This window comes from Pseudoalteromonas sp. G5_S1_14_S5, from assembly GCF_054968605.1.
In genome coordinates this window covers 125,668-149,681 of the sequence record NZ_JBQKUM010000001.1, presented here as the reverse complement: position 1 = coordinate 149,681, position 24,014 = coordinate 125,668, and the positions used below count along the sequence as shown (strand labels likewise).

Here is a 24,014-nt window from a genome sequence, read left to right as displayed (position 1 = left end):
CTCAGTTCAAATCTAAACTCCAACCGGCATTTTTCCAGCGCTGCTGTTCTTCTTTTAATTCATAATCGAGTAGTTGGTTTGTATCTAACCAGTCACCATTTTTGCCAGTCAAACTCCAATGGTCATCCATTTTTATGGTTAGCTTTATATTGGGTACTGGTGCTTGGCTTCTTTGTCGGTTGAGTAAGATTGCCAGTCTGAGTATTCGGATCATCAGCGTCACTTGCTGCGACGAAAACAGTGATAATGTTGGCAAGTCTTGCAGCTTGATCGCTTTTCTCTGATATCGGACGATAAGGGAAATTAGACGTTGTTGCTCGGCATTAAAGCCGGGCATGGTGGTGTGTTTAATTAGATAGGCTGAGTGGCGATGATACCCCTGGAATGCCACGCTTTGGCCTACTTCATGCAACAGTGCAGACCAACCAAGTAGGTCAAATAACTCGGTGTCTAAAGCGCCTTTTAGTTGTGTTTTTGCTTGTAGTAATAGGGTTTGAGCTGTCTGTTTAACTTTTTCGGCGTGTGTTAAATCAACACGATAGCGAGAGAGTAATGTTTCTGCGGTACGAGACCTTATATCAAGGCTCTTGAACTTATCTTCCATATCATAAAGCACGCCTTCTCTTAATGCTCCATCAGAGACATACAGCTCATCTATACTTAGGCTATCCATAACAGCGGAAAGAATCGTTATACCTGCAGCAAACACGGGCTTCCGCTCATCGCTTAAACCTAACAGTTGGATACTTTCGATAGAGGAAAACTCCATTAGGTGGTTTTTTAGATAAGTAAGCCGTTGCGGAGTAATGTACTCATCGATAAAGCCTAGCCCCTTGAGCACCTCTTTGATTGATTTTGCCGTACCAGATGAGGCAAAAGCGATTTCCCAAGAGGCGGCTTGGTAGCGCTTAATGACAGGGGTTAATAGGTGAATCGCTGCGGTATAAGCGGTAGCAAAATGCTGTGAAGTTAAATGACCATCACTAAAGAAACGCTGAGTAGAGGTGACGCACCCCATCGGTAAGCTATGCACTACTTCGGGTGTGAAGCCCTGTCCGGTCACTATTTCAGTGCTTCCTCCACCAATATCGATAACGAGCTTTGATTTGGATGCGGTCTGAGTATGTTCAACCCCGTTGTAAATCAATCGCGCTTCCTCTTGCCCTGAAATGATCTCGATGGGAAAAGGAAAAATGAGTTTGGCTTGTTCTATAAAGGTATTTGAGTTCTTTGCCTTTCGCAGCGTATGGGTAGCAACGACTCTGACATTATCAATCTCAAAATCAGTGAGTCGCTCTGCGAAGACTTTTAGACAATCTAGCCCGCGATTAATCGCTTGATCTGATAGCTGATGGTACTCATCTAGCCCATTGCCTAACTGTACTTTCTGTTTATGTCGACTGACCAGTTGTAGATGTTTGCCAAACACTTGAGCGACCACCATGTGAAAGCTGTTCGAGCCTAAATCGATAGCTGCAATGCATCTTGATTGTTTGTCGTCACTTAGCGGCATGATTTTTTCTCTTGCTTGTACTTCTTACGAGCTTGCTTCTCTATATGTTTAATATAGTGGTAAGTAGCGAGTTGTGATGTGGAATGCGTAAGTTGAGCGTTGGGTGACGGCTTATACTGATTGCTCATCGCATGATCGATCATCCGAGCCTTACGTTTATCGTCAAAATGAAACTCGGTGATATCGATGATGGTTTGCTTGATCTTCGAGTCTAGGATTGGTGTTGCTACTTCAATCCTATGGTCAAAGTTGCGAGTCATCCAATCAGCGGAAGATATGTAAACCTTGGGCTTTCCTGCATTGTGAAAGATCATCACTCTTGGGTGCTCAAGAAAACGATCGACGACACTGATGACCTCAATGTTGTCACTTGCGTTTGGTATTCCCGGAACCAGTGAGCACATACCTCGAATGATCATTCTAACTTTGACGTTGGCTTGACTGGCTAGATAGAGCTTTTCAATGATTTCGCGATCCACTAAGTTATTGAGCTTTAGAGTTATACTCGCAGGCTTACCCTCTGAGGCATGCTGAATCTCTTTATCGATCAGTTGATACAGACGCTTTCTAGTATTTTTAGGTGAGACTATCAGCTGTTTGAACTGCGTTTTCTGGTATGGATTTTCGATGTATTTGAAGACTTGGCGAACTTCATGCGTGAGCTCTGAGTTTACGGTAAGCAAGGAGAAGTCTGTGTAAATACGAGCGGTGATTTCATGAAAATTACCTGTACCGATATGAACATAACTCTCCATAGCCTTGCCGTTCTTACGCCTGATGAGTAGTAATTTTGAGTGGATTTTTAGGCTGGGGATACCATAAACCACCTTCACTCCGGCTTCTTGAAGTGTCTTTGCCCACTGAATGTTGGCTTGCTCGTCAAAACGGGCTTGAAGCTCGACCACGACGGTGACTTTTTTACCATTGTGGGCCGCATCAATGATCGAGTTGAGTAACTTAGAACCTTCAGCAACACGGTAAACGTTGATCTTGATGACCGTTACTTTGGGATCAAACGACGCCTGCCTGACCAGTTCGGTAATGTGATCGAAAGTATGGTACGGGTAGTGCAATAATATATCGCGAGCTTTGATTGCTTCAAAATAGTTACTGTAATGAGCAAACGGCGCACACTTAATTGGTGAAAGAGGCGCATTAACGAGATCTTCTCGATTGAGGGCTGGAAAATCACAGAAGTGCCTAAAGTTTTGATAACGACCTCCAGAGAGTACGCTGTCATAGTCTGATAGCTTGAGCTTGACTCGTAAGAAATTCAGCATCTTTTGTGGCATCTCGGATTCATAGATCAAGCGTATCGGTAGTGCTGTTAAACGTTGCTCAATCCCTATCGACATCAATTCTAAAAGGCTGCAGTTACTGTCTTCTTGCAGGTCATAGTCTGCATCACGTGTCATTTTGATGGCGAAGCAACGCAGCGAATCGTATTCGAAGAAGCCTTTAAGTAAGTCGTCTAAGCAGAAGCGAACTATATTATCTAATAAGATCAGGGTAGTACGTTGTGAGTCTGACGGGCTCGGTAGTTTGACAAATCGAGGTAAAGCGTCAGATGGAATCTCTAACAGAGCGTATTGAGATGACCCATTGTGCTCAATATCGATAGCTAAATAACTTTGTTCGTCTTTGAGGATATTGAGTAGTTGACTATCTTCGTTAAGTAGCAAAGGCGTGAGATGCGGGAGTATTTTCTTTCTAAAGTATTTTTTAAGCCAATCACTCTGCTCGGCATTAATTTGCTGTTCATTAACCAAAAAAATACGATTACGTGCTAATTCGAGCAACAGCTCTTTGTAAAGTGAATGAAAACGAACATCCAGCTCATTCGCCTTCTGTTGCATCTGAGTCAGCAAGGTTTTTGAGGTGTTAGAGTTTGACTCAGGATCTTGCAATAAGATCTTGCGTTTTACGTCGGAAAATCGGACTTTGTAAAACTCATCGAGGTTTTTCGAGTAGATCCCTAGAAAACGAACTCTTTCGATCAAAGGGACAGACTTGTCAGCTGCCTCTTGAAGCACTCTTTCGTTGAACGCTAACCAGCTAAGTTCTTTTGCGACATAGTCTTTTTCCATCGTATTGTTGATCCTTGAATGCTGACTATTGGGGTGACTAGTTTAATTTATAACGTTAGCGCTCACAAAAGTAATGATCTTAGGATAATAAAAAGGGTGAACAAACTTGTTATTAGTTTCAGTTGTTTAACGTAGCTTGTAATATAATTGTCATCTAAGGTACATATTATGTCAGCAGCTAAAAAAAGGTAGATAAATAGATGGCTTCACCCCAATTTTCATTGAAAGAGCGCGACAAAAAAAGATGGTTGAAAGATCGTCTCGTCCGTTTTTCGGTGACATGCGGTGGTGTCAGTGTTCTAGCTGCCTTGGTTTTGATTTTCGTATATCTAGCAATGGTCATTTTACCGGTATTTTCCGATACTGGTTTAGAGACTGATCAAGCGGTTAAAACCGTAGCGGTAGATAAGCCTATCGCACTATCGGTTGATGAGTACGGTAAACATGCCTTTACTGTCGAAAAGTCTGGTTTGGTTCAGTTATGGGACCTAGACTCGCAAAATACACACTCTTATTTCGAACGAAGTATATTAGCAGATCCTATCGCCTTCTCTCGAAATACCCCTGCTGAAAATTGGTTTGCTTTTGCCGATAGCGTAAGCAATATCACTTTTTTCTATCCTGAGTATAGTGCGCCTGTGCTCCAAAAGGGCGCTGAAGCTCAACCAAAAATCAAGCAAGTTACTCTACCTCAGCCCTTCTTAGCCGACGAACCAGCGAACGGTGCGTTGATCGATAAGTTCGTATTTTCTAAAAGCAGGCGTGATATTACTATTGCCGCTCAGTTAACTAACCAACGAGTGCTAGTGAAGTGGTACCAAAGCGACTTGGCTGGTGGCTATGTATTAAAAAATAGTCAATGGTTATCGGATAAGCTTGGCGCGCAGCAACAGTTATTGATGACACCTGATGGGCAGACTTTATACCTTCGAGCAAAGTCTGACTTAGTGGTGCTAAAGCTAACTGACAAAGGGTTTGATGTCCGTGAGGTGATCGACCTGAGTTTGAATGACGTCAAACACGGTGTGAAAAGTATCGATTTGTTGTCTGGTGCTTATTCGTTGTTGGTTACGCATCAGGATGGACAAGTTTCTCAATGGTTTGATGTACTTAAAGATGAAAAACGCAGCCTAACCCATATCCGAGATTTCCAGCTCGCTGAAGAAGTACAATTTATCTTGCCGGATACCTACCGAAAAGGGTTCTATAGTTTCTACAAAAACGGCACATTACAGAGCCATTATACGACCAGTGAAAAGTTGTCTCTGTTTGAGCGTGCGTTTGATAAGTCCCCTCAGTTAGCTGCGATGTCGGCTAATGAGCTGCATTTGGCAACATTGATTGATGATAAAATCAGTGTGGCGAAAGTCGACAATGAATACCCTCAGATCTCATTTTCATCGCTGTGGCAAAAAGTCTGGTACGAGAGCTATCCAGAGCCGCAGTATGTATGGCAATCAACCTCTGCCAATGATGACTTTGAAGAGAAGTTCAGTTTAGTTCCTATCACGTTTGGTACCATCAAAGCTGCGCTATTTGCCATGATGTTTGCAGTGCCTGTTGCGGTGTTAGGTGCAATTTATACCGCTTACTTTATGTCGCCACGCATGCGACGAGTGGTGAAGCCGTCGATTGAATTAATGGAAGCTTTGCCTACGGTAATTATTGGTTTCCTCGCGGGTCTATGGTTTGCGCCAATCGCTGAAACCCACTTAACCGCTGTATTCTCTTTGATGGTAATGTTGCCTCTGAGCGCTTTGATTACAGGGCTTGTTTGGTTTTATTTACCCAAGGTTGTGACACGTCGTTTCTCTAATGGTTGGCACGCACTCATCTTGATTCCGGTACTGATTGCAACGGTCGTTATAGTATTCGCAGCGGGCAACAGTATCGAAGCCTTGTTGTTTGACGGTGATATACGCACTTTCCTAGCTGGTTATGGGATTGATTTTGACCAACGTAATGCTCTATTAGTCGGTTTCGCGATGGGTTTTGCTGTCATCCCAACAATTTTTACGATTGCCGAGGATGCGATTTTCTCGGTGCCAAAGCACTTGTCTGATGGTTCACTCGCGCTTGGTGCTACCGCGTGGCAAACCCTAATTTATGTTGTTTTACTGACAGCTAGCCCCGGTATTTTTTCGGCGGTTATGATGGGATTAGGACGAGCGGTTGGTGAAACCATGATTGTCCTGATGGCGACAGGTAACACGCCAATTCTTGATTGGAATATTTTAGAGGGGATGAGGACACTATCCGCAACCATTGCTGTCGAACTTCCTGAATCGGAAGTGGGTGGGTCGCATTTCCGTTTGCTGTTCTTAGCTGCGCTATTGCTGTTTATTTTTACCTTCGCTGTGAACTCGCTAGCGGAGTGGGTTCGTCAAAGATTGAGAGATAAATATCGTGCTTTGTAGTGTTAATGTGTTACCTCAATCTGAATTTACGCCTATAAATTTTTGGGGATTAGCGAGCTGCGTACATCGTTACTCGCTGAATCACTCTCAGGTAGCACATGATGAATAGACTCAAGTCATTACTATCATGGGTTAAATCTGGCTCGCCATGGATCTGGCTAACTGGTGGGGCAGTGAGCATCAGTATGCTTTCGGTTCTGGGGTTGATGCTCTTGATCGGCTGGAAAGGGCTGACCTACTTTTGGCCTGCGCCTTTGTATCAGTGGCAAGTCGACTCTAAAGATCTGTCTCTGGTTGTTGATCTTGATGAAACCGTCTCTCAACAAGATGTGTTGATCGGTCAGCTGTATGAACGCAAATACATTCCAATAGAGCAAGTTCCGCAAGCTCACGATCTACTATCACCCCAAAACATTGCTACAGGGTTGATACAACGTTTGAGCATCAAGGTGGCTAATAGAGAACTCTATCCTGCTGATTTTGTATCGATTCTAGATGTGAACCTATTAGAGCCAACCATGCCTCGAGATTGGGCTGTGATAGATCGTAGTCGCGGTGGTTACTTTTTTGGTAAGCCGGTTGGTTTTAAAACGGCATCGGGAACTTTTTATACCGATATCGACCAAAAGCTTAAAGATGGTTTAGCTTTCGCTGACACCTTGCGCGCTGAAACGTCACGTGTGGTAAACCAAGAGATTCGCAATATCAGTTGGCAGTTGGAAAACTTACGTCTAGAAAAGCGCAAATTAGAACTGAATGAGTCTGTGAGCGATGAGTATCTTAAAACTTATACCGCAACTAGGCTCGAGCTCAATAAGCAGTTAGATGAAGCCGAAATCAAGCTAGAGCACCTCAGAACACAGCTAAATGTTGAGAGTCTGCTTGTTGAAGATATGACGGGTAAGCAGGTTGAAATATCGCTCAGTCATATCCTAGATTATTGGTACCCGAATAATATGTCTTACCTTGAAAAGGTTGGACATTGGGGGCACCAAGTGTGGAAGTTTTTATCAGAAAATCCACGCGAGTCCAATTCAGAAGGCGGTGTCTTCCCTGCTATCTTTGGTACAGTGTTACTGGTTATTCTGATGTCGATTGTGGTGATGCCTCTTGGGGTAGTTGCGGCGATCTACTTACATGAATACGCAAAAAATAACGCGCTCACACGTTTGATTAGAATTGCGGTTATCAACCTAGCCGGTGTACCTTCAATCGTGTATGGCGTTTTTGGTTTAGGCTTTTTCGTTTATACCATTGGTGGCTCGATCGATACTCTGTTTTATGCAGAGCGACTACCTGCGCCTACCTTTGGTACGCCAGGTCTACTTTGGTCTGCACTGACTTTGGCGGTACTCACGCTGCCAGTTGTTATTGTTACTACCGAAGAGGGTCTAACACGCATCCCAAGTTCGGTAAGGCATGGTTCTTTAGCGCTCGGCGCGACTCAATTTGAGACCTTGTGGCGCATTGTTCTGCCTATGGCAAGCCCTGCGATAATTACCGGCTTGATCTTGGCGATTGCAAGAGCAGCAGGTGAAGTGGCTCCATTAATGCTGGTGGGGGTTGTAAAACTCGCATCAAGCTTGCCTGTTGATAGTCAGTTTCCGTACATACACTTAGATCGAAAGTTCATGCATTTAGGCTTTCATATCTATGATGTTGGATTTCAAACATCGAATATAGAGGCTGCGCGCCCATTGGTGTATGCGACTTCGTTTTTATTGGTTACGGTTATCGTGGGGTTGAATTTAACGGCGATTAATATCCGTAATAACTTACGTGAAAAGTACCGAACCTTAGGACAAGATTAAGATGTTCTCAATTAATGAAACCTTGGGTTACCAAGCACCTTTAGATGTACATAATCTAAAGGAAGAACAAATTGCTATCTCGATCGAAGGGCTAAATCTTTACTACAAAGAAAGCCAAGCGCTCGATGATATCTCTATGAAGATACCCACGGGGCAGGTGACTGCGTTTATTGGCCCTTCTGGCTGCGGTAAGTCAACCTTACTGCGTTGTATCAATCGTATGAACGATCTTGTCGAAGGCTGTAAAGTTTCCGGAAAAGTGAAACTTCATGGCAAGAATGTCTATCACCCAAAGGTTGATGTTGCGACACTGCGTCGCCGTGTCGGTATGGTATTTCAGCGCCCAAACCCGTTTCCTAAATCTATCTATGAGAACGTGGTTTACGGACTGAGGCTGCAAGGAGTAAGTAACAGTCGAGATCTTGATGATGCCGTAGAACGATCACTGCGTGCTGCTGCATTGTGGGATGAAGTAAAAGATCGTTTACATGAAAATGCTTTTGGTTTATCTGGTGGTCAGCAACAGCGTTTGGTGATTGCTCGCGCCGTTGCGATTGAACCGGAAGTCTTGTTGTTGGATGAGCCGACATCGGCATTGGATCCTATTTCAACATTGACGATTGAAGAGCTAATCAACGACCTCAAGACGCAATATACGGTCGTTATCGTCACACATAATATGCAGCAGGCTGCGCGTGTGAGTGATCATACTGCCTTTATTCATATGGGAAAATTGATCGAGTACTCAGATACGGATTCAATATTTACGTCGCCATTGAAAAATCAAACGGAAGACTACATTACTGGTCGATACGGTTAACGTTACCGTTCTCATCATTGGAGCTAAGTCACTCCAATATAAATGACTTATCCAATTCTTTTAAGGAGCTGACATGCAATTTGGTCGCCACATCTCAGGACAATTTAATGTCGAGTTAGAGTCTATCCGTACACATGTATTAACTATGGGTGGATTAGTGGAGCAGCAGCTCTCTTTTGCGATGCAGGCACTCCACAAAGATGATTTGGAACTAGCGAAGAAAGTGATTCGTGATGACCATAAAGTGAATGCGATGGAAGTGTCGATTGATGAGGCATGCACTCGCATTATTGCCAAGCGTCAACCAACGGCAAAAGATCTGCGTTTAATCATGGCGATCATCAAAACGATTACCGACCTAGAGCGTATTGGTGATGTTGCCTCGAAGATCGCGCAGGGTGCGATTGATATCCCTTCGACAAAAGAACAAAAATTCCATGTATCGCTAGAGCCTTTATGTCGACAAGCGATCACCATGCTACACCAAGTTTTAGACGCATTTGCTCGCATGGATGTGGATGCGGCAGCCGAGGTACACAAACTCGATGACAAGTTGGATGCTGAATACGAGGCGGTGATACGTCAGTTGATGACTTATATGATGGAAGACCCGAAGAATATTCCTAACATCTTACAAGTGATGTGGTGTGCAAGAGCCATAGAGCGAGTGGGGGACCGTTGCCAGAACATTTGTGAGTACATTATCTACTTTGTTAAAGGTAAAGATGTACGCCACCTAGGTGAGCAAAGCTTAGATGACGCTTTAAGGTAACGTATTCATCGACCCGATCTAATTTTATTTTTTGATGCCAGCCCTTTATCGATGAGGGCTCCTCTCACACTAGATATCTTGCTAGCATCCGTTACAGGTATTTGATAATCATCAATATCATCACTCCCCATTTGAGCATTCGAATTGCTTTCCATTAGGCTAGGTCTTGGCGATTTACCTGAAAGGTGGAGTGCAGGTACTTGGGTGGTGCTTTGAATAATTTTTGCGTTGTGAGCGGTAACGCCGGCCCCTGCCATGATATCGATTCTGCCATTCGCTTGTTTGACCATCTCTTGCAATATATCGATACCCTTCTCTGCATTGCTCGCTAGCCCAGACGTTAAAACACGTTCACAACCAAGTTCGATAATCTGTTCTAGTGCTTTTTGGTAATCCTTAAGTTGGTCGATAGCACGGTGAAATGTTACGCCAAGTTTTAGCTGGTGGGCCTTTGAGGTTAATACTTTCATCGTAATCATATCTATTTCACCTTGAGCGGTAAGTACACCTAACACTACACCATCTAAACCAACATCGGCAGCGGCTTGAATATCATCAAGCATGCACATCACGTCGTCATTGTCGAAGATGAAGTCGCCTTGTCTTGGGCGAATCATTGCATACACGGGGACCGATGAGATGCGAGCGGCTTGCTTCATCATTCCGACGCTCGGGGTTAATCCACCAAGTGCTAGTGAAGAGCAGAGCTCAATACGACTCGCTCCGCCTGCAAGGGCATTGTGTAGGGATTCTAGGTTATCGATACAAACTTCAACTTCGATGTTCATGATATTTAACTCGTTCAAATTGAGACTGTGGACATCATAGCAATCTTGAGACGATTCTGAATAGGTAGCGATAGAGGAAAATAGAGGTAAAGTTTCGCTTTGCGGTTACCCCTATTCGTAGTGGATATGGGCAAGGAATAAACCATTGTTGAAGCAATAGATACAAAAAGCCCGAAGCGTTAACTTCGGGCTTTGAATAAGACTTTACTTCTTAACTGATTGGCGGTGCGCTTTACGCTACAGCTTATGCTTTATTTCTCTTTATAGAGAGTCATCCAACCATTCACCCGTGTTGAGTCGGGCTTAAGAATGTAATTACTTGCTTAGGTCGTCAGCGTGCTCAGATAGGAATGCTGCAACACCTTTTGGAGATGCGTCCATACCTGATTTACCTTCTTCCCATTGTGCAGGACAAACTTCACCGTTCTTCTCGTGGAAATTTAGTGCGTCTACCATGCGTAGCATTTCGTCGATGTTACGACCTAGTGGAAGATCGTTAACAACTTGGTGACGTACAAGACCGTCAGCGTCGATTAGGAAAGAACCACGGAAAGCAACGCCTGCTTCTGGGTGCTCAACATCGTATGCTTTGCAGATTTCGTGCTTAACGTCAGCAACTAGTGGGTATTTAACTTGACCGATACCGCCGTCAGCGATAGCAGTGTTACGCCATGCGTTGTGAGAGAATTGAGAATCGATAGAAACACCGATTACTTCAACGCCTTTAGCTTGGAAATCTTCTAGACGGTTGTCGAAAGCGATTAGCTCTGAAGGACAAACGAAAGTGAAGTCTAGTGGGTAGAAGAAAACAACCGCTTTCTTACCTTTAGTGAATTCTGCGAAGTTGAAGTTATCAACGATCTCACCGTTACCTAGAACAGCTGCTGCAGTAAAGTCAGGGGCTTGACGACCTACTAGTACCATTTTGGAATCTCCTAAAAAATTAGTTGGCCCAACACATCTTTGTTTGGGCTCCGTTTCTACGCGACAAACTATAGTACAATCGGTACTATAGAAAAAAGCGAATTAAATAGATTAAGTTCATCGAAAAAAGCGATAAGCTTATTCTTTGTCCTTTTCTCAGGTCTTCGGACCTTCTTGTAACTTATCCTACTCATATTACAAAGTAATTTCATGAATAAATGGCCAAGTCTTAAGCAACTTCACTATCTTGTTACTCTTCACGAAACGCGCCACTTTAGCGATGCCGCTGATCGCTGTTTCGTCAGCCAATCTACTCTTAGTAAAGGTATCCAAAATCTAGAAGAGCTGATTGGTTGCCCTCTGTATGAGAAGAAGGATAAAAAAAGCCCACTCGTTTTCACTCAAGCGGGAGAGCTGGTGGTGAAGCATGGTCGAGAGTTATTGGCGAAAGGGCAGGACTTGGTTGAACTCGGTAACCTATGTAATGGTGATGCGATGCAAGGTCAGTTGCGAGTAGGGTGCATTCCTACCATTGCGCCATTTCTTTTGTGCGATTTAGTACAAGAAGCCAACCAACGCTTTCCTCAGCTAAATCTGCTGTTGCGCGAAGACACCACAACGAACTTACTTGCGGCACTGCGCCATGGTGAGTTAGACGTGTTGATTCTGGCTCTCCCTGTTGATATCGACAACATGGAGAGCAAAGTGGTTGGGCAAGATCCTTTTAGAATGGTCATCAGCCGTAATCAAGCAGATGGTATTCGTGTCCCAATTAAATATGACGACCTACCAGACGAATCGGTATTCTTGTTGGAGAACGAGCACTGTTTAACTGAGCACGCGGTGTCAGCCTGTAAGTTAACCGACAAAGAGAAAATAAACCCGTTCACCGCCACAAGCCTCCATACATTGGTGCAAATGGTCGCGAACGGTTTAGGAACCACCTTTATTCCACAAATGGCTATCGACCATGGCTTGCTGGAAAATCAAAACCTGGTGGTTATTGATCCGCCTGGTCAACAAGCCTACCGCGACATCGGCCTTGTTTGGCGACCAAGCTCGTCACGCCGTGAAACTTTCCACCAATTAGCCGATGTGGTATCTGAGTTGCTGTAGGAGACATCATTGATCAGCGTATTTAATTTATACTTTTGAGCGGCAATTTTAGCCGCTCTTTGTTTTGCACACTCAACGGTTAATCCACTTCAGCTTCTTCTGGCTCTACTTCTTCTTGTAGTTCAAGCAAGTTAATCGCGATGGTGACGAAGTCACTGTCGGTGATGATGCCAACCAGTTCGCCGTGGCTGACCACTGGTAAGCAGCCCACTTTGTGTTTCTGCATGTAAATAGCAGATTCTTTTAACCCTGCTCGAGACTCTACAGATATAACGTTTTTGTGCATGATGTCGTTGAGAGGAGTAGATAGGGTAAAAGATTGAGCTGGCGGAATGTTTTGTAGGCTAGATTCTTGGGCGGCGAGAACGTCTCTTTGGGTGACTACGCCCAATAGTTTTCTATCGGCATCGACGACTGGGATATGGCGGATATCAAGCGCTTCCATGGTGTGCTTAGCATCGGCCAATGAATGTGAGCGCAATAAAGTATGAGGGTTGCGAGTCATCATATCTTCAACCTTGATCATACGAACATCCTTATTATTTATTTGTTGTTCTCACTATAGTTTTTTATCCAAAAAATAACTGAGAGCTGGCGCATTTTTGAGTGAGCTTTACACAACTATTTCATTTTATCGGAGAGCGGATTAAGTCGCATAATTTTACGCCTCCTAACAATAATCCATTGCTGTAAACCTTGCTATTGCGGCTCGTGTGCCTATACTAGCCCACTGCGAAATTTTTAGTCGCGTCTACTCATTCATCAACCAAACAAGACCAGAAAAATGCAAGTTTCAGATTTTCACTTTGACCTACCAGATGAACTCATTGCTCGCTACCCTCAAGAAGAGCGTACAGCAAGCCGCCTGCTTAAATTAGATGGCAATAACGGCAACCTAACTGATGGTTCGTTTAAGGACGTTTTAGATTTGGTGGAACCAGGCGATCTGGTTGTTTTCAATAACACGCGCGTTATCCCTGCTCGTGTATTTGGTCGCAAAGCTTCAGGCGGTAAGCTTGAGGTGTTGGTTGAGCGTATGCTGGATGAGAAAAGCATTCTGGCTCATGTCCGTTGTTCTAAGTCACCAAAGCCGGGAACTAAGCTGTTCCTTGGTGAGAATGATGAGTACGAAGCAGAAATGGTCGCGCGTCATGATTCGTTATTTGAAATCCATTTTACATCTGATCAAAGCGTTCTAGAGATTCTGAACAGCGTTGGTCACATGCCACTGCCTCCTTATATTGATCGTCCAGATGAAGACGCAGATAAAGAGCGTTACCAGACGGTCTATAATGAAAAGCCAGGTGCGGTAGCTGCACCAACAGCCGGTCTTCACTTTGACGACAAGTTAATGGCCGACATGAAAGCTAAAGGCGTTGAGTTTGCATATGTAACGCTGCACGTTGGCGCGGGCACATTCCAGCCAGTAAAAGTAGACAACATCAACGATCACCACATGCATGCAGAGTACGTTGAAGTACCGCAAGAAGTGGTGGATGCGGTTGCGGCAACGAAAGCACGTGGCGGACGTATTATCGCAGTGGGTACAACATCGGTTCGTTCTCTAGAAAGTGCAGCACAAGATGCTCTGAAAAATGGTACAGAATTAGTGCCATTCTTTGGTGATACAGAAATCTTTATTTTCCCTGGTTACGAATACCAGTTGGTCGATTGCCTTATCACTAACTTCCACTTACCTGAATCGACTCTGATTATGTTGGTGAGTGCGTTTGCAGGTTACGACCATGTAATGGCTGCATACGATCATGCAGTGAAGAGCGAATACCGCTTCTTCAGCTATGGTGATGCCATGTTCATCAACAAGAAAACCAGCTAATTTAAGCTGGTTATAAGCGATATAAATAAGAATTTACGGGTGCTAGCAGTAAGCTAGGAGTCGGGCAGGGTCTCTGTCTAATCTCTCGCAAGGAATACGCGACCGCTCCTCATAGAGTATTAAGGTTAACTTAAGCTCTGAATTAACAGTCAGATTGTTTCTCTGGCATATTGGAGGCTTCGTGAAATTAAAATACGAACTTAAAAAAACAAACGCTGGTGCACGTCGTGGTCAACTTCAGTTTGAACGCGGTACCGTTGAAACACCAGCATTTATGCCTGTAGGTACTTACGGTACTGTAAAAGGTATGACCCCTGAAGAAGTAAAAGACACAGGTGCTGAAATCCTACTAGGTAATACATTCCACCTATGGTTACGTCCTGGTCAAGAAATCATGAAAATGCACGGTGACTTGCACGACTTCATGAACTGGCAAGGTCCTATCCTGACCGATTCAGGCGGCTTCCAAGTATTCAGCTTAGGTGCGATGCGTAAAATCACTGAAGAGGGTGTTCACTTCCGTAACCCTGTAAACGGTGACAAGATCTTCATGGACGCTGAGAAGTCGATGGAAATCCAAAAAGACCTAGGTTCAGACATCGTAATGATCTTCGATGAGTGTACGCCTTACCCTGCGACACACAAAGAAGCGAAAGACTCAATGGAGATGTCTCTTCGTTGGGCTGAGCGTTCTCGTAACCACTTCGACCAACTTGAAAACCCGAACTCACTATTCGGTATCGTTCAAGGTGGTGTATACGAAGACCTACGTGATGTATCTGTTAAAGGCCTAACTGAAATTGGTTTCGACGGTTACGCAGTTGGCGGCCTAGCAGTAGGCGAACCAAAAGAAGACATGCACCGCATTCTTGAGCACACATGTCCTCAATTGCCTGAAGATAAGCCACGTTACCTAATGGGCGTAGGCAAACCAGAAGACCTAGTTGAAGGTGTTCGTCGTGGTATCGACATGTTTGACTGTGTCATGCCAACGCGAAATGCACGTAACGGTCACCTATTTGTAACTGAAGGTGTGATCAAGATCCGTAATGCGAAGCATAAAACCGATACAACACCACTAGATTCAGAGTGTGACTGTTACACTTGTAAGAACTACAGCAAGTCGTACTTGCACCACTTGGATCGTTGCAACGAAATCCTAGGTGCTCGACTGAACACGATTCATAACCTGCGTTTCTACCAACGAGTAATGTCTGACATTCGTCAGTCTATCGATGAAGACCGCTTTGAAGAGTTTGTTGCAGAGTTCTACGCAAGAATGGGGCGTGAAGTACCACCACTAGGTAAAGAATCTTAGTATTTCTTTTTGCGAGCCCTGTCTCTCTTCGGAGGGATGGGGCTTGAAAATAAAGGGATACAACCCAATTAGACAAACAATTACGAAAATATAAATAGAGGATGTTTTAAATGTTTATTTCTCAAGCTCACGCAGCAGCAGAAGGTGCACCAGCAGGCGGCGGTTTCGAAATGCTTATCATGCTGGGTATGTTCGCTGTGATCTTCTACTTCATGATCTATCGTCCACAAGCGAAGCGCGTTAAAGAGCACAAGAACCTAATGGCTTCTATGGGCAAAGGCGACGAAGTTCTTACTAGCGGCGGTCTGATCGGTAAAATCACTAAGATTGCAGAAGACAACGACTACGTTGCGATCGAACTGAACGCAAACAACGAAGTAGTTATCAAGAAAGACTTCGTTACAGCAGTGCTACCAAAAGGTACTCTGAAATCTCTATAAACAGCTAGAGGATCCTCGCTGTGCTAAACCGTTATCCGTTATGGAAGTACCTGATGGTGGTGTTTACTATTGCCATCGCTGCGTTGTACGCACTTCCAAATATATACGGTGAAGATCCGGCAGTTCAAGTTACAGGGGCGCGTGGCGCCTCTGTAGATATGTCTACGCTGGATGCTGTCACCAATGCTCTTGAAGCAGAAAACCTTTCAACTAAATCCGTTGCTCTCGAAAACGGTTCCATTCTTGTTCGCTTTAACGACACAGACTCTCAAATTAGTGCCCGTGATGTTATCACTGAAGCATTAGATGAAGACGTTATCGTTGCATTAAACCTAGCGGCTTCAACACCGGATTGGCTTGAGTCTATTGGTGCTGCACCAATGAAGCTTGGTCTTGACCTACGTGGTGGTGTTCACTTCTTAATGGAAGTGGATATGGACGCTGCAATGGAAAAGCTAGTAGGCCAACAAGAAGAAGCGTTCCGTAGTGAACTTCGTGAAGAGAAGATCCGTTACCGTGCTATTCGTCCATCGGGCAAAGATGCGGTAGAAGTGATTTTACGTAATGAAGAGCAGCTTGCTGAAGCGAAATCGCTACTGCAATCTAAGCACCAAGATATGACATTCGTAGACTCTGACTCGAATGGTCGTTTTTCTTTGATTGCTAACTTCACTGAAGCTCGTCTTCAAGAAATCCGTAACTACGCGGTAGAGCAAAACATTACCATTCTACGTAATCGTGTAAACGAACTTGGTGTTGCTGAGCCTTTGGTTCAACGTCAAGGCGCTACCCGTATCGTAGTGGAATTGCCAGGTGTTCAAGACACGGCTCGTGCTAAAGAAATTCTTGGTGCGACTGCAACGCTTGAATTCCGTGAAGTTGATAGCAGTGCTGACTTAGCCGCTGCCGCTTCTGGTCGTGCTCCTGCTGGTAGTGAAATCAAGCAAGACCGTGATGGTCGCCCTGTGGTACTTAAGAAGCGCGTTATCCTAGGTGGTTCTAGCATTACAGATGCAAGCTCAAGTGTTGATGAATATGGTCGTCCTCAAGTTAATATCTCGCTAGACAGCGAAGGTGGTAGCAAGATGTCAGCGTTCTCTCGTCAAAATATCGGTAAGCTAATGGCAACCGTATTTGCAGAGTACAAAGACAGCGGTCGTAAGACACCTGAAGGTAAAGTGATTCTTACTAAGCATGAAGAAGTGATCAACCAAGCGACGATTCAATCTGCTCTTGGCCGTAACTTCCGTATTACTGGTATCGACTCTACAGCTGAAGCTCATAACTTGGCACTTTTACTTCGTGCAGGTGCTCTAATTGCGCCTATCTCGATTGTTGAAGAACGTACGATTGGTCCGTCTATGGGTCAACAAAACATCGATATGGGTATCATGGCGATGGTTTGGGGCATGGCTGCCGTAATGCTATTTACGCTGCTTTACTACCGTAGTTTTGGTCTTATCGCGAATGTTGCGCTGATGGCGAACTTGGTATTGATTATTGGTGTAATGTCGATGATCCCAGGTGCAACCATGACGCTACCAGGTATTGCCGGAATTGTATTAACGGTGGGTATGGCGGTAGATGCGAACGTACTGATCTTTGAGCGTATACGTGAAGAACTTCGAGAGGGACGCAGTCCACAACAAGCGATTCACCAAGGTTACGCGAACGCATTCAGCACAATTGCCGATGCGAACATCACCACGCTTCTAACAGCAATCATTCTATTTGCGGTTGGTACTGGTGCGATTAAAGGCTTCGCGGTAACACTGTCTATCGGTATCCTGACTTCTATGTTTACAGCTATTGTCGGCACACGTTGTATCGTGAACCTGATGTATGGCGGCAAACGCGTTAAGAAACTGTCGATCTAAGGCTAGGAATTAATATGTTTCAGATTCTAAAAGCACAAAAAATGATCGACTTTATGCGTTGGTCAAAGGTTGCCTTTGTTCTCTCTATCTTGATGATTGGTGCAGCTATCTTCACTCTTACAACGAAATCGTTGAACTGGGGTTTAGACTTTACTGGCGGTACTCTGATTGAAGTGGGTTTTGAACAACCAGCACACCTTCCTGATATCCGTAGTGCACTTGAGGCCGACGGCTTTGGTGATGCAACGGTACAGAACTTCGGTTCAGCTCGTGATGTAATGGTTCGTCTACGCCCTCGTGACGGGGTTGCAGGCGAGACACTTGGTAACCAAATTCTTTCAGCTATCGAGAAAGGCACAGGTGAACAAGTTGAAATGCGTCGTATTGAGTTCGTTGGCCCTAACGTAGGTGATGAGCTAACAGAAGCGGGTGGCCTTGCTATCCTAGTTTCTCTTATCTGTATATTGATCTACGTATCTGTGCGATTCGAATGGCGTTTGGCGGCAGGTGCGGTACTTGCACTGGCGCACGACGTTATCATCACGCTGGGCGTATTCTCTCTAATGCAAATTGAAGTAGACCTGACCATCGTAGCTGCCTTGCTAACGGTAGTCGGTTACTCGCTCAACGATACCATTGTTGTATTCGACCGTATTCGTGAGAACTTCCGTAAGATGCGTAAAGGCGAAGCTCCTGAAGTACTGAACAGCTCAATCACACAAACATTGAGCCGCACATTGATCACTTCTGGTACAACTTTGTTCGTAGTTATCGCACTGTTTGTTCAGGGCGGCGCAATGATTCACGGTTTCGCAACCGCACTTCTACTGGGTATTACGGTTGGTACTTACTCTTCTATCTACGTTGCATCTGCACTAGCGATGAAGTTGGGTATTACGCGTGAACACCTAATGCCACCAGAAGTGGAAAAAGAAGGTGAAGAGTTTGACGAAATGCCATAAGCCTTGGCTTAACAAGTTTCGTTAAACCCAAAAAACCGCTAGGTAACTAGCGGTTTTTTTATGCCTACATTTTGTAGGAAAACTTAATACAAATTACGTTCGAGGTGAGTTGCACTTAATGTCATGAGCGCTATTCTGCTCGAATCTCGAATCTCGAATCTCGAATCTCGAATCTCGAATCTCGAATCTCGAACTCCTGAACCACAGATACAAAAAAGCCCCGCATGTGCGAGGCTTTGAAGTTTTAGCTCTCTGTTGAATAGAGGCTATTAACGTAAGGCCTGAATTACTTCAGCATACCTTCGTTTGCATTCTCACGAACGTGCTTAAGAATAGACTTAACACCACGTGCGCTTGAAGCTACAACGTTACCAGACTTCATGTAGTCAGTACCGCCAGCGAAGTCAGTTAGGATTGCACCAGCTTCACGTGCGATTAGATCGCCAGCTGCTAGGTCCCAAGGTTTTAGGCCTAGTTCTAGGTAACCGTCAACACGACCCGCTGCTAGGTAACATAGGTCAAGTGCTGGAGAACCAGTACGGCGGAAGTCAGAACAGTCGACGAATAGACCAGAAATGATCTTCATGAAAGACTCAGAGTGTTGCTTAGCTTTGAATGGGAAACCCGTTGCTAGAACAGTACCTTGAAGGTCTTTAAGTTGTGTAACACGCATGCGAGCGTTGTTTAGTTGAGCACCAGCGCCACGTTGAGCTGTGAATAGCTCGTTTAGCATTGGGTCGTAAACACAAGCAACTTCTGTACGACCGTTCATGCGAACAGCGATAGATACAGAGAAGTGAGGGAAACCTTTTACAAAGTTATTGGTGCCATCTAGTGGGTCAACGATCCATTGTACGTCAGAGTCTTTACCTTCGATTAGGCCTTTCTCTTCAGAAATAATGCTGTGCTCTGGGTAAGATGCTTTGATTGTCTCAATGATCATGTACTCAGCTTCTTGAGCAATGTTAGTAACGTAATCGTTGTTACCTTTTAGAGACGTTTCGATCTTATCAGTTGTTTCTAGAGATTTAGCAATATGGTTGCCAGCTTTACGCGCAGCGCGTATCGCAATGTTTAGCATTGGATGCATATGGTTTTTCCCACAAGATGTTAAAGAACAATTTAAAGCGGCGGCGAGTATACCAAAGTTTTCCCAAAAGGGAAGTGGTTATTTTTTGAACTCTTAGATTCACATTACACGAAGGGTCTGACCATTTTACTTTGCGATGTGTTAATATCTCGCGATTATTTTTAAAGTGGTGTCATATAGCATGTTAGACAATGTAAAAGTCGTTCTGGTTGGTACGTCTCATTCGGGAAATATCGGATCAGCAGCTCGCGCAATGAAAGTGATGGGTTTGAGTCAGTTAATTCTTGTAGACCCTCAGTGTGAAGTTGACGAGCAGACCTTAGCACTGGCTGCCGGCGCTGGTGACATCGCTGAAAACGCGGTGATTGTCTCTACATTAGACGAAGCCGTAAAAGACTGCGGTTTGGTTGTCGGTTCAAGTGCTCGTTCACGTACTCTTGAGTGGCCAATGCTTGAGCCTCGCGAGTGTGGTGAAAAGTTTGCTGTTGAAGGCCAAAAGCACCCAGTAGCATTAGTATTTGGTCGTGAGCGCACAGGCCTTACGAATGAAGAACTGCAAAAGTGTCACTACCATGTATGTATTCCTGCAAACCCTGAATACAGCTCGCTAAACCTAGCGATGGCCGTGCAGACACTGAGCTACGAAGTACGTGTTGCGCACCTTGATATGGTGGCTAGCCAATACAAGCCACAGCCTCAAGATGAGTACCCTCGTCACGATGAACTAGAAATGTTCTATGAACACCTTGAAAAAGTCATCATCGATACCCAATTTATCTCTAAGGATAAACCTGGGCAGGTGATGAATAAGTTACGTCGCCTGTTTAGTCGTGCGCGTCCAGAACTTCAAGAGATCAACACGCTTCGTGGTATTTTGACTTCTATCGAGAAGAGCAAAAACAGCCAGTGAAAACCACGCTCTCTGTAAGGATGAATACCTGACTAAAATAGTCAGGTAAAATACTTGACCAATTTAGTCAGGTATGGGAAAATTCCAACCACATAAACAATGTGGATACGGTGTGATATGAAACTTACATCTAAAGGAAGATATGCGGTAACGGCTATGCTAGATGTAGCACTACATTCGCAAAAAAGCCCAGTTCCTCTGGCTGACATCTCAGAGCGACAAGGCATCTCGTTATCTTACTTAGAGCAACTTTTTTCTAAGTTACGTAAAGCTGGCTTAGTTGCTAGTGTTCGTGGCCCAGGTGGTGGTTACCGCCTTGGCGCTGAAGCGGGTGATATCGCTGTCGGAACTGTGATTGCAGCAGTTGACGAATCAGTAGATGCAACTAAGTGTCACGGTCGAGCAGATTGCCAAGGTGGCAGTCGTTGTTTAACTCACACCCTTTGGCGTGATTTAAGCTCCCGAATCAGCAGCTTCTTAAACGACATCACTCTTGGCGAGCTGATGAAAGATAACGAAGTTTTAGAGATTTCTGATCGTCAAGATATTGATCTTGCGGTTAACAATAGTTTTGCACAAAAAAATACGAGCACTACAACGATTAGTGCAGCACCTCACGGTGTTAATGCCCGCTCATAGCGGTCAGTTTTTACATTGGAGTCGAAAATGAAACTGCCTATTTACTTTGACTATTCAGCTACATGCCCAGTCGATCCACGAGTTGCTGAGAAAATGGTTCAGTGCATGACGATGGACGGTAACTTCGGTAACCCTGCATCTCGTTCACACCGTTACGGCTGGCAGGCAGAAGAAGCAGTAGATAATGCTCGTGAGCAAATTGCTGACCTATTAAATGCAGACCCACGTGAAATTGTTTTCACTTCTGGTGCTACAGAGTCAGATAACCTTGCTATTAAAGGTGCAGCGCACTTTTACGAGAAGAAAGGTAAGCACGTAATCACGTGCAAAACAGAACACAAAGCGGTTCTTGATCCATGTCGCCAACTAGAGCGTGAAGGTTTTGAGGTAACTTACCTAGAGCCAGAAGCAAACGGCATCATCGATTTAGACAAGCTACAAGCTGCAATGCGTGAAGACACAGTTCTTGTTTCTATCATGCATGTAAACAACGAAATCGGCGTTATCCAAGATATCAATGCCATCGGCGAACTATGTCGCTCTCGCAAGATCATCTTCCACGTTGATGCAGCTCAGTCTGCGGGTAAAATCCCACTAGACGTTAAAGAGACTAAAGTTGACCTAATTTCACTTTCAGCTCATAAAATGTACGGCCCTAAAGGTATCGGTGCACTTTACGTTCGTCGAAAGCCACGTATCCGTCTTGAAGCGCAAATGCACGGTGGTGGTCACGAGCGTGGCTTCCGTTCTGGTACACTTGCTACTCACCAAATCGTGGGTATGGGCGAAGCGTGTGCTGTCGCTAAGCAAGACATGCAGAAAGATTTCGATCACGCACTAGCACTTCGTGAGCGCCTATTGAAAGGTGTTCAGGATCTAGAAGCGGTAACTGTAAACGGTGACTTAGACCAACGTGTACCACATAACCTAAACGTAAGCTTTGCTTTCGTTGAAGGTGAGTCTCTGCTTATGTCTCTAAAAGACCTAGCGGTATCTTCGGGTTCTGCATGTACATCTGCAAGCTTAGAGCCATCATACGTTCTACGTGCTCTTGGTCTAAATGATGAACTGGCACACAGCTCAGTACGTTTCTCATTCGGCCGTTTCACAACGGAAGAAGAAGTCGACTACGCGATTGCACAAATTCGTGTAGCGGTAAACAAATTACGCGACATGTCTCCTCTATGGGATATGTATAAAGAAGGGATTGATCTGGACACTGTTGAGTGGGCACATCACTAATCTCACGGATATAGAGGATTCGAGGTAACTATCATGGCATATAGCGAAAAAGTAATTGATCACTACGAAAACCCACGTAACGTAGGTTCGTTTGACAAAGAAGACCCAAGTGTAGGTAGCGGCATGGTTGGCGCACCAGCTTGTGGTGACGTAATGAAACTGCAAATCAAGGTAACACCAGAAGGTATTATCGAAGACGCAAAATTCAAAACTTACGGTTGTGGTAGTGCAATCGCTTCTAGCTCACTGGTAACAGAGTGGGTTAAAGGTAAAAGCATTGATGAAGCGGCTGCTATCAAAAACTCTGAAATCGCAGAAGAGCTTGAGTTGCCACCAGTGAAGGTTCACTGTTCAATTCTTGCTGAAGATGCAATCAAAGCAGCAGTTGCGGATTACAAAAAGAAGCGTTAATCGTCTCCTTAAGTAATCCTCCAAAATAAGCAATATTTGGGAGCATCCTTTGTGCTCCCCCTGATTTCTCAATTTATATAAAACACAAGGTTGTAGTATGGCCATCACCATGACAGAGACGGCGGCAAGTCGAGTTCAAGCTTTCCTAGATAACCGAGGCAAAGGTATCGGGTTACGCTTAGCGGTTAAAACCACTGGCTGTTCGGGTATGGCGTATGTACTAGAATTCGTTGACGAGCTTAACGAAGAAGATCAAGTGTTTGAGCATTCAGGTGTGAAGGTCATTATTGATCCAAAGAGCCTAGTTTACCTAGACGGTACTGAGCTTGATTACGTAAAAGAAGGCCTAAACGAAGGTTTTGAATTCAACAACCCTAACGCGAAAGGCGAGTGTGGTTGTGGTGAGAGCTTCAATGTATAAGTGATTGAATCGTCAAGCGTTTATAGTAAGCGAAGAATAAAATTAGGCTCTGATTTAAGAGCCTAAACTTAGGACCACCGTTACATGAATCATTTCGAATTATTTGGGCTACCACTTCAGTTCCAGCTGGATGGTAGCCTTCTTTCTTCTCAGTTTAGAGATCTGCAACGCCAATTCCACCCTGATAAATTTGCCACAGCTTCTGAGCGAGACCGCCTACTAGCCGTGCAAAAAGCCGCGCAAATTAACGACGCGTACCAGGTGCTGAAGAATCCAATTAGCCGTGCAGAATACCTGTTAGTTCAACATGGTGAAGATATCCGTGGTGAACAACAGACCATGCAAGATCCAATGTTTCTTATGGAGCAAATGGAACTGCGTGAAGAGCTTGAAGATATCGCTGACAGTTCTGATCCGGAAGATGCCTTGTTTGCATTTGAGGGAAAGGTTAGCAAAATGTATAAACAACAATTAAGCGCTATCCAACAAGAACTCGACAGCCAAGCTTGGTTAGAGGCTGCAGACCGAGTAAGAAAGCTAAAGTTTATTGCAAAATTAAAGAATGAAATCGAGCTAGTTGAAGATCGTCTGATCGGCTAGTTGGTACAACAAGGACACA

The 24,014-nt window shown here is 44.5% G+C and carries 22 protein-coding genes; 16 read left to right on the top strand and 6 right to left on the bottom strand.

What is annotated here, in order from left to right:
* Nucleotide 1: 1 nt before the first annotated feature.
* The gene (ppx, locus tag ACTRWI_RS00645; RefSeq protein ID WP_499128426.1) at nt 2–1,513 is read right to left on the bottom strand and encodes an exopolyphosphatase; all 1,512 of its coding nucleotides are present in this window, start codon (nt 1,511–1,513) and stop codon (nt 2–4) included.
* Nucleotides 1,504–3,600 carry a polyphosphate kinase 1 gene (gene ppk1, locus ACTRWI_RS00640; RefSeq protein WP_499128423.1) on the bottom strand — a complete coding sequence of 699 codons (2,097 nt, stop codon included), beginning with the start codon at nt 3,598–3,600 and terminating at the stop codon, nt 1,504–1,506. Before ppk1 ends, ppx begins: the two co-directional genes overlap by 10 nt.
* Before the next feature lie 200 nt (nt 3,601–3,800).
* Between ppk1 and ACTRWI_RS00635 the strand changes: the two genes are divergently transcribed.
* The 4 genes from ACTRWI_RS00635 to phoU all read left to right on the top strand — a co-directional run bounded on the left by ACTRWI_RS00635 (nt 3,801) and on the right by phoU (nt 9,420).
* Nucleotides 3,801–6,017: an ABC transporter permease subunit gene (locus ACTRWI_RS00635; RefSeq protein WP_499128421.1), complete on the top strand. Its 2,217-nt coding sequence runs from the start codon at nt 3,801–3,803 to the stop codon at nt 6,015–6,017.
* A 98-nt stretch (nt 6,018–6,115) separates the two neighbouring features.
* The gene (gene pstA, locus ACTRWI_RS00630) at nt 6,116–7,828 is read left to right on the top strand and encodes a phosphate ABC transporter permease PstA (RefSeq protein WP_499128418.1); all 1,713 of its coding nucleotides are present in this window, start codon (nt 6,116–6,118) and stop codon (nt 7,826–7,828) included.
* 1 nt (nt 7,829) lies between these two features.
* Nucleotides 7,830–8,648, top strand: a complete 819-nt coding sequence (gene pstB, locus ACTRWI_RS00625) for a phosphate ABC transporter ATP-binding protein PstB (RefSeq protein ID WP_499128415.1) — start codon at nt 7,830–7,832, stop codon at nt 8,646–8,648.
* A 73-nt stretch (nt 8,649–8,721) separates the two neighbouring features.
* A complete protein-coding gene (gene phoU, locus ACTRWI_RS00620) occupies nt 8,722–9,420 on the top strand; it encodes a phosphate signaling complex protein PhoU (protein WP_499128413.1) in 699 nt (232 codons plus the stop codon).
* Nucleotides 9,421–9,425: 5 nt separating this feature from the next.
* Here phoU and ACTRWI_RS00615 read toward each other — a convergent pair whose 3' ends face one another.
* Together ACTRWI_RS00615 and ACTRWI_RS00610 are read right to left on the bottom strand one after the other, a co-directional pair.
* Nucleotides 9,426–10,208 (bottom strand): copper homeostasis protein CutC, encoded by a 783-nt coding sequence (locus ACTRWI_RS00615; protein ID WP_499128411.1) that lies wholly within the window; start codon nt 10,206–10,208, stop codon nt 9,426–9,428.
* 315 nt (nt 10,209–10,523) lie between these two features.
* Nucleotides 10,524–11,132 carry a peroxiredoxin C gene (locus tag ACTRWI_RS00610; RefSeq protein ID WP_004740353.1) on the bottom strand — a complete coding sequence of 203 codons (609 nt, stop codon included), beginning with the start codon at nt 11,130–11,132 and terminating at the stop codon, nt 10,524–10,526.
* A gap of 210 nt (nt 11,133–11,342) precedes the next feature.
* Between ACTRWI_RS00610 and ACTRWI_RS00605 the strand changes: the two genes are divergently transcribed.
* On the top strand, nt 11,343–12,248 hold the full coding sequence (locus tag ACTRWI_RS00605) for a hydrogen peroxide-inducible genes activator (protein WP_017632986.1): 906 nt from the start codon (nt 11,343–11,345) through the stop codon (nt 12,246–12,248).
* Nucleotides 12,249–12,327: 79 nt separating this feature from the next.
* Here ACTRWI_RS00605 and ACTRWI_RS00600 read toward each other — a convergent pair whose 3' ends face one another.
* Nucleotides 12,328–12,774, bottom strand: a complete 447-nt coding sequence (locus tag ACTRWI_RS00600; RefSeq protein WP_499128408.1) for a CBS domain-containing protein — start codon at nt 12,772–12,774, stop codon at nt 12,328–12,330.
* A 258-nt stretch (nt 12,775–13,032) separates the two neighbouring features.
* Here ACTRWI_RS00600 and queA point away from each other — a divergent pair, with 258 nt between their 5' ends.
* From queA to secF, 5 genes are all read left to right on the top strand, one after another.
* A complete protein-coding gene (gene queA / locus ACTRWI_RS00595) occupies nt 13,033–14,085 on the top strand; it encodes a tRNA preQ1(34) S-adenosylmethionine ribosyltransferase-isomerase QueA (protein ID WP_499128406.1) in 1,053 nt (350 codons plus the stop codon).
* A 181-nt stretch (nt 14,086–14,266) separates the two neighbouring features.
* Nucleotides 14,267–15,403 (top strand): tRNA guanosine(34) transglycosylase Tgt, encoded by a 1,137-nt coding sequence (tgt, locus tag ACTRWI_RS00590; RefSeq protein ID WP_499128404.1) that lies wholly within the window; start codon nt 14,267–14,269, stop codon nt 15,401–15,403.
* Between the two features lie 110 nt (nt 15,404–15,513).
* Nucleotides 15,514–15,843, top strand: coding sequence for a preprotein translocase subunit YajC (yajC, locus tag ACTRWI_RS00585; RefSeq protein ID WP_004740347.1), 330 nt, complete (start codon nt 15,514–15,516; stop codon nt 15,841–15,843).
* Nucleotides 15,844–15,863: 20 nt separating this feature from the next.
* Nucleotides 15,864–17,720 (top strand): protein translocase subunit SecD, encoded by a 1,857-nt coding sequence (gene secD, locus ACTRWI_RS00580; protein WP_499128402.1) that lies wholly within the window; start codon nt 15,864–15,866, stop codon nt 17,718–17,720.
* A 14-nt stretch (nt 17,721–17,734) separates the two neighbouring features.
* A complete protein-coding gene (secF, locus tag ACTRWI_RS00575) occupies nt 17,735–18,682 on the top strand; it encodes a protein translocase subunit SecF (protein WP_499128401.1) in 948 nt (315 codons plus the stop codon).
* A 286-nt stretch (nt 18,683–18,968) separates the two neighbouring features.
* On the opposite strand, the gene suhB is transcribed toward secF, so the two are convergent.
* Complete coding sequence (gene suhB, locus ACTRWI_RS00570; RefSeq protein ID WP_499128399.1) at nt 18,969–19,772, bottom strand: inositol-1-monophosphatase; 804 nt, start codon at nt 19,770–19,772, stop codon at nt 18,969–18,971.
* A 181-nt stretch (nt 19,773–19,953) separates the two neighbouring features.
* On the opposite strand from suhB, the gene trmJ reads away from it, so the two are divergent.
* From trmJ to hscB, 6 genes are all read left to right on the top strand, one after another.
* Nucleotides 19,954–20,682 carry a tRNA (cytosine(32)/uridine(32)-2'-O)-methyltransferase TrmJ gene (trmJ, locus tag ACTRWI_RS00565; protein ID WP_499128397.1) on the top strand — a complete coding sequence of 243 codons (729 nt, stop codon included), beginning with the start codon at nt 19,954–19,956 and terminating at the stop codon, nt 20,680–20,682.
* 117 nt (nt 20,683–20,799) lie between these two features.
* Nucleotides 20,800–21,321 (top strand): Fe-S cluster assembly transcriptional regulator IscR, encoded by a 522-nt coding sequence (gene iscR / locus ACTRWI_RS00560; protein ID WP_499128395.1) that lies wholly within the window; start codon nt 20,800–20,802, stop codon nt 21,319–21,321.
* A gap of 27 nt (nt 21,322–21,348) precedes the next feature.
* A complete protein-coding gene (locus ACTRWI_RS00555) occupies nt 21,349–22,563 on the top strand; it encodes an IscS subfamily cysteine desulfurase (RefSeq protein WP_499128393.1) in 1,215 nt (404 codons plus the stop codon).
* A 33-nt stretch (nt 22,564–22,596) separates the two neighbouring features.
* Nucleotides 22,597–22,974, top strand: coding sequence for a Fe-S cluster assembly scaffold IscU (gene iscU, locus ACTRWI_RS00550; RefSeq protein ID WP_004740340.1), 378 nt, complete (start codon nt 22,597–22,599; stop codon nt 22,972–22,974).
* Nucleotides 22,975–23,071: 97 nt separating this feature from the next.
* Nucleotides 23,072–23,395, top strand: coding sequence for an iron-sulfur cluster assembly protein IscA (gene iscA / locus ACTRWI_RS00545; protein ID WP_061033300.1), 324 nt, complete (start codon nt 23,072–23,074; stop codon nt 23,393–23,395).
* Between the two features lie 84 nt (nt 23,396–23,479).
* Nucleotides 23,480–23,995, top strand: a complete 516-nt coding sequence (hscB, locus tag ACTRWI_RS00540) for a co-chaperone HscB (protein ID WP_008222752.1) — start codon at nt 23,480–23,482, stop codon at nt 23,993–23,995.
* Nucleotides 23,996–24,014 lie beyond the last annotated feature (19 nt).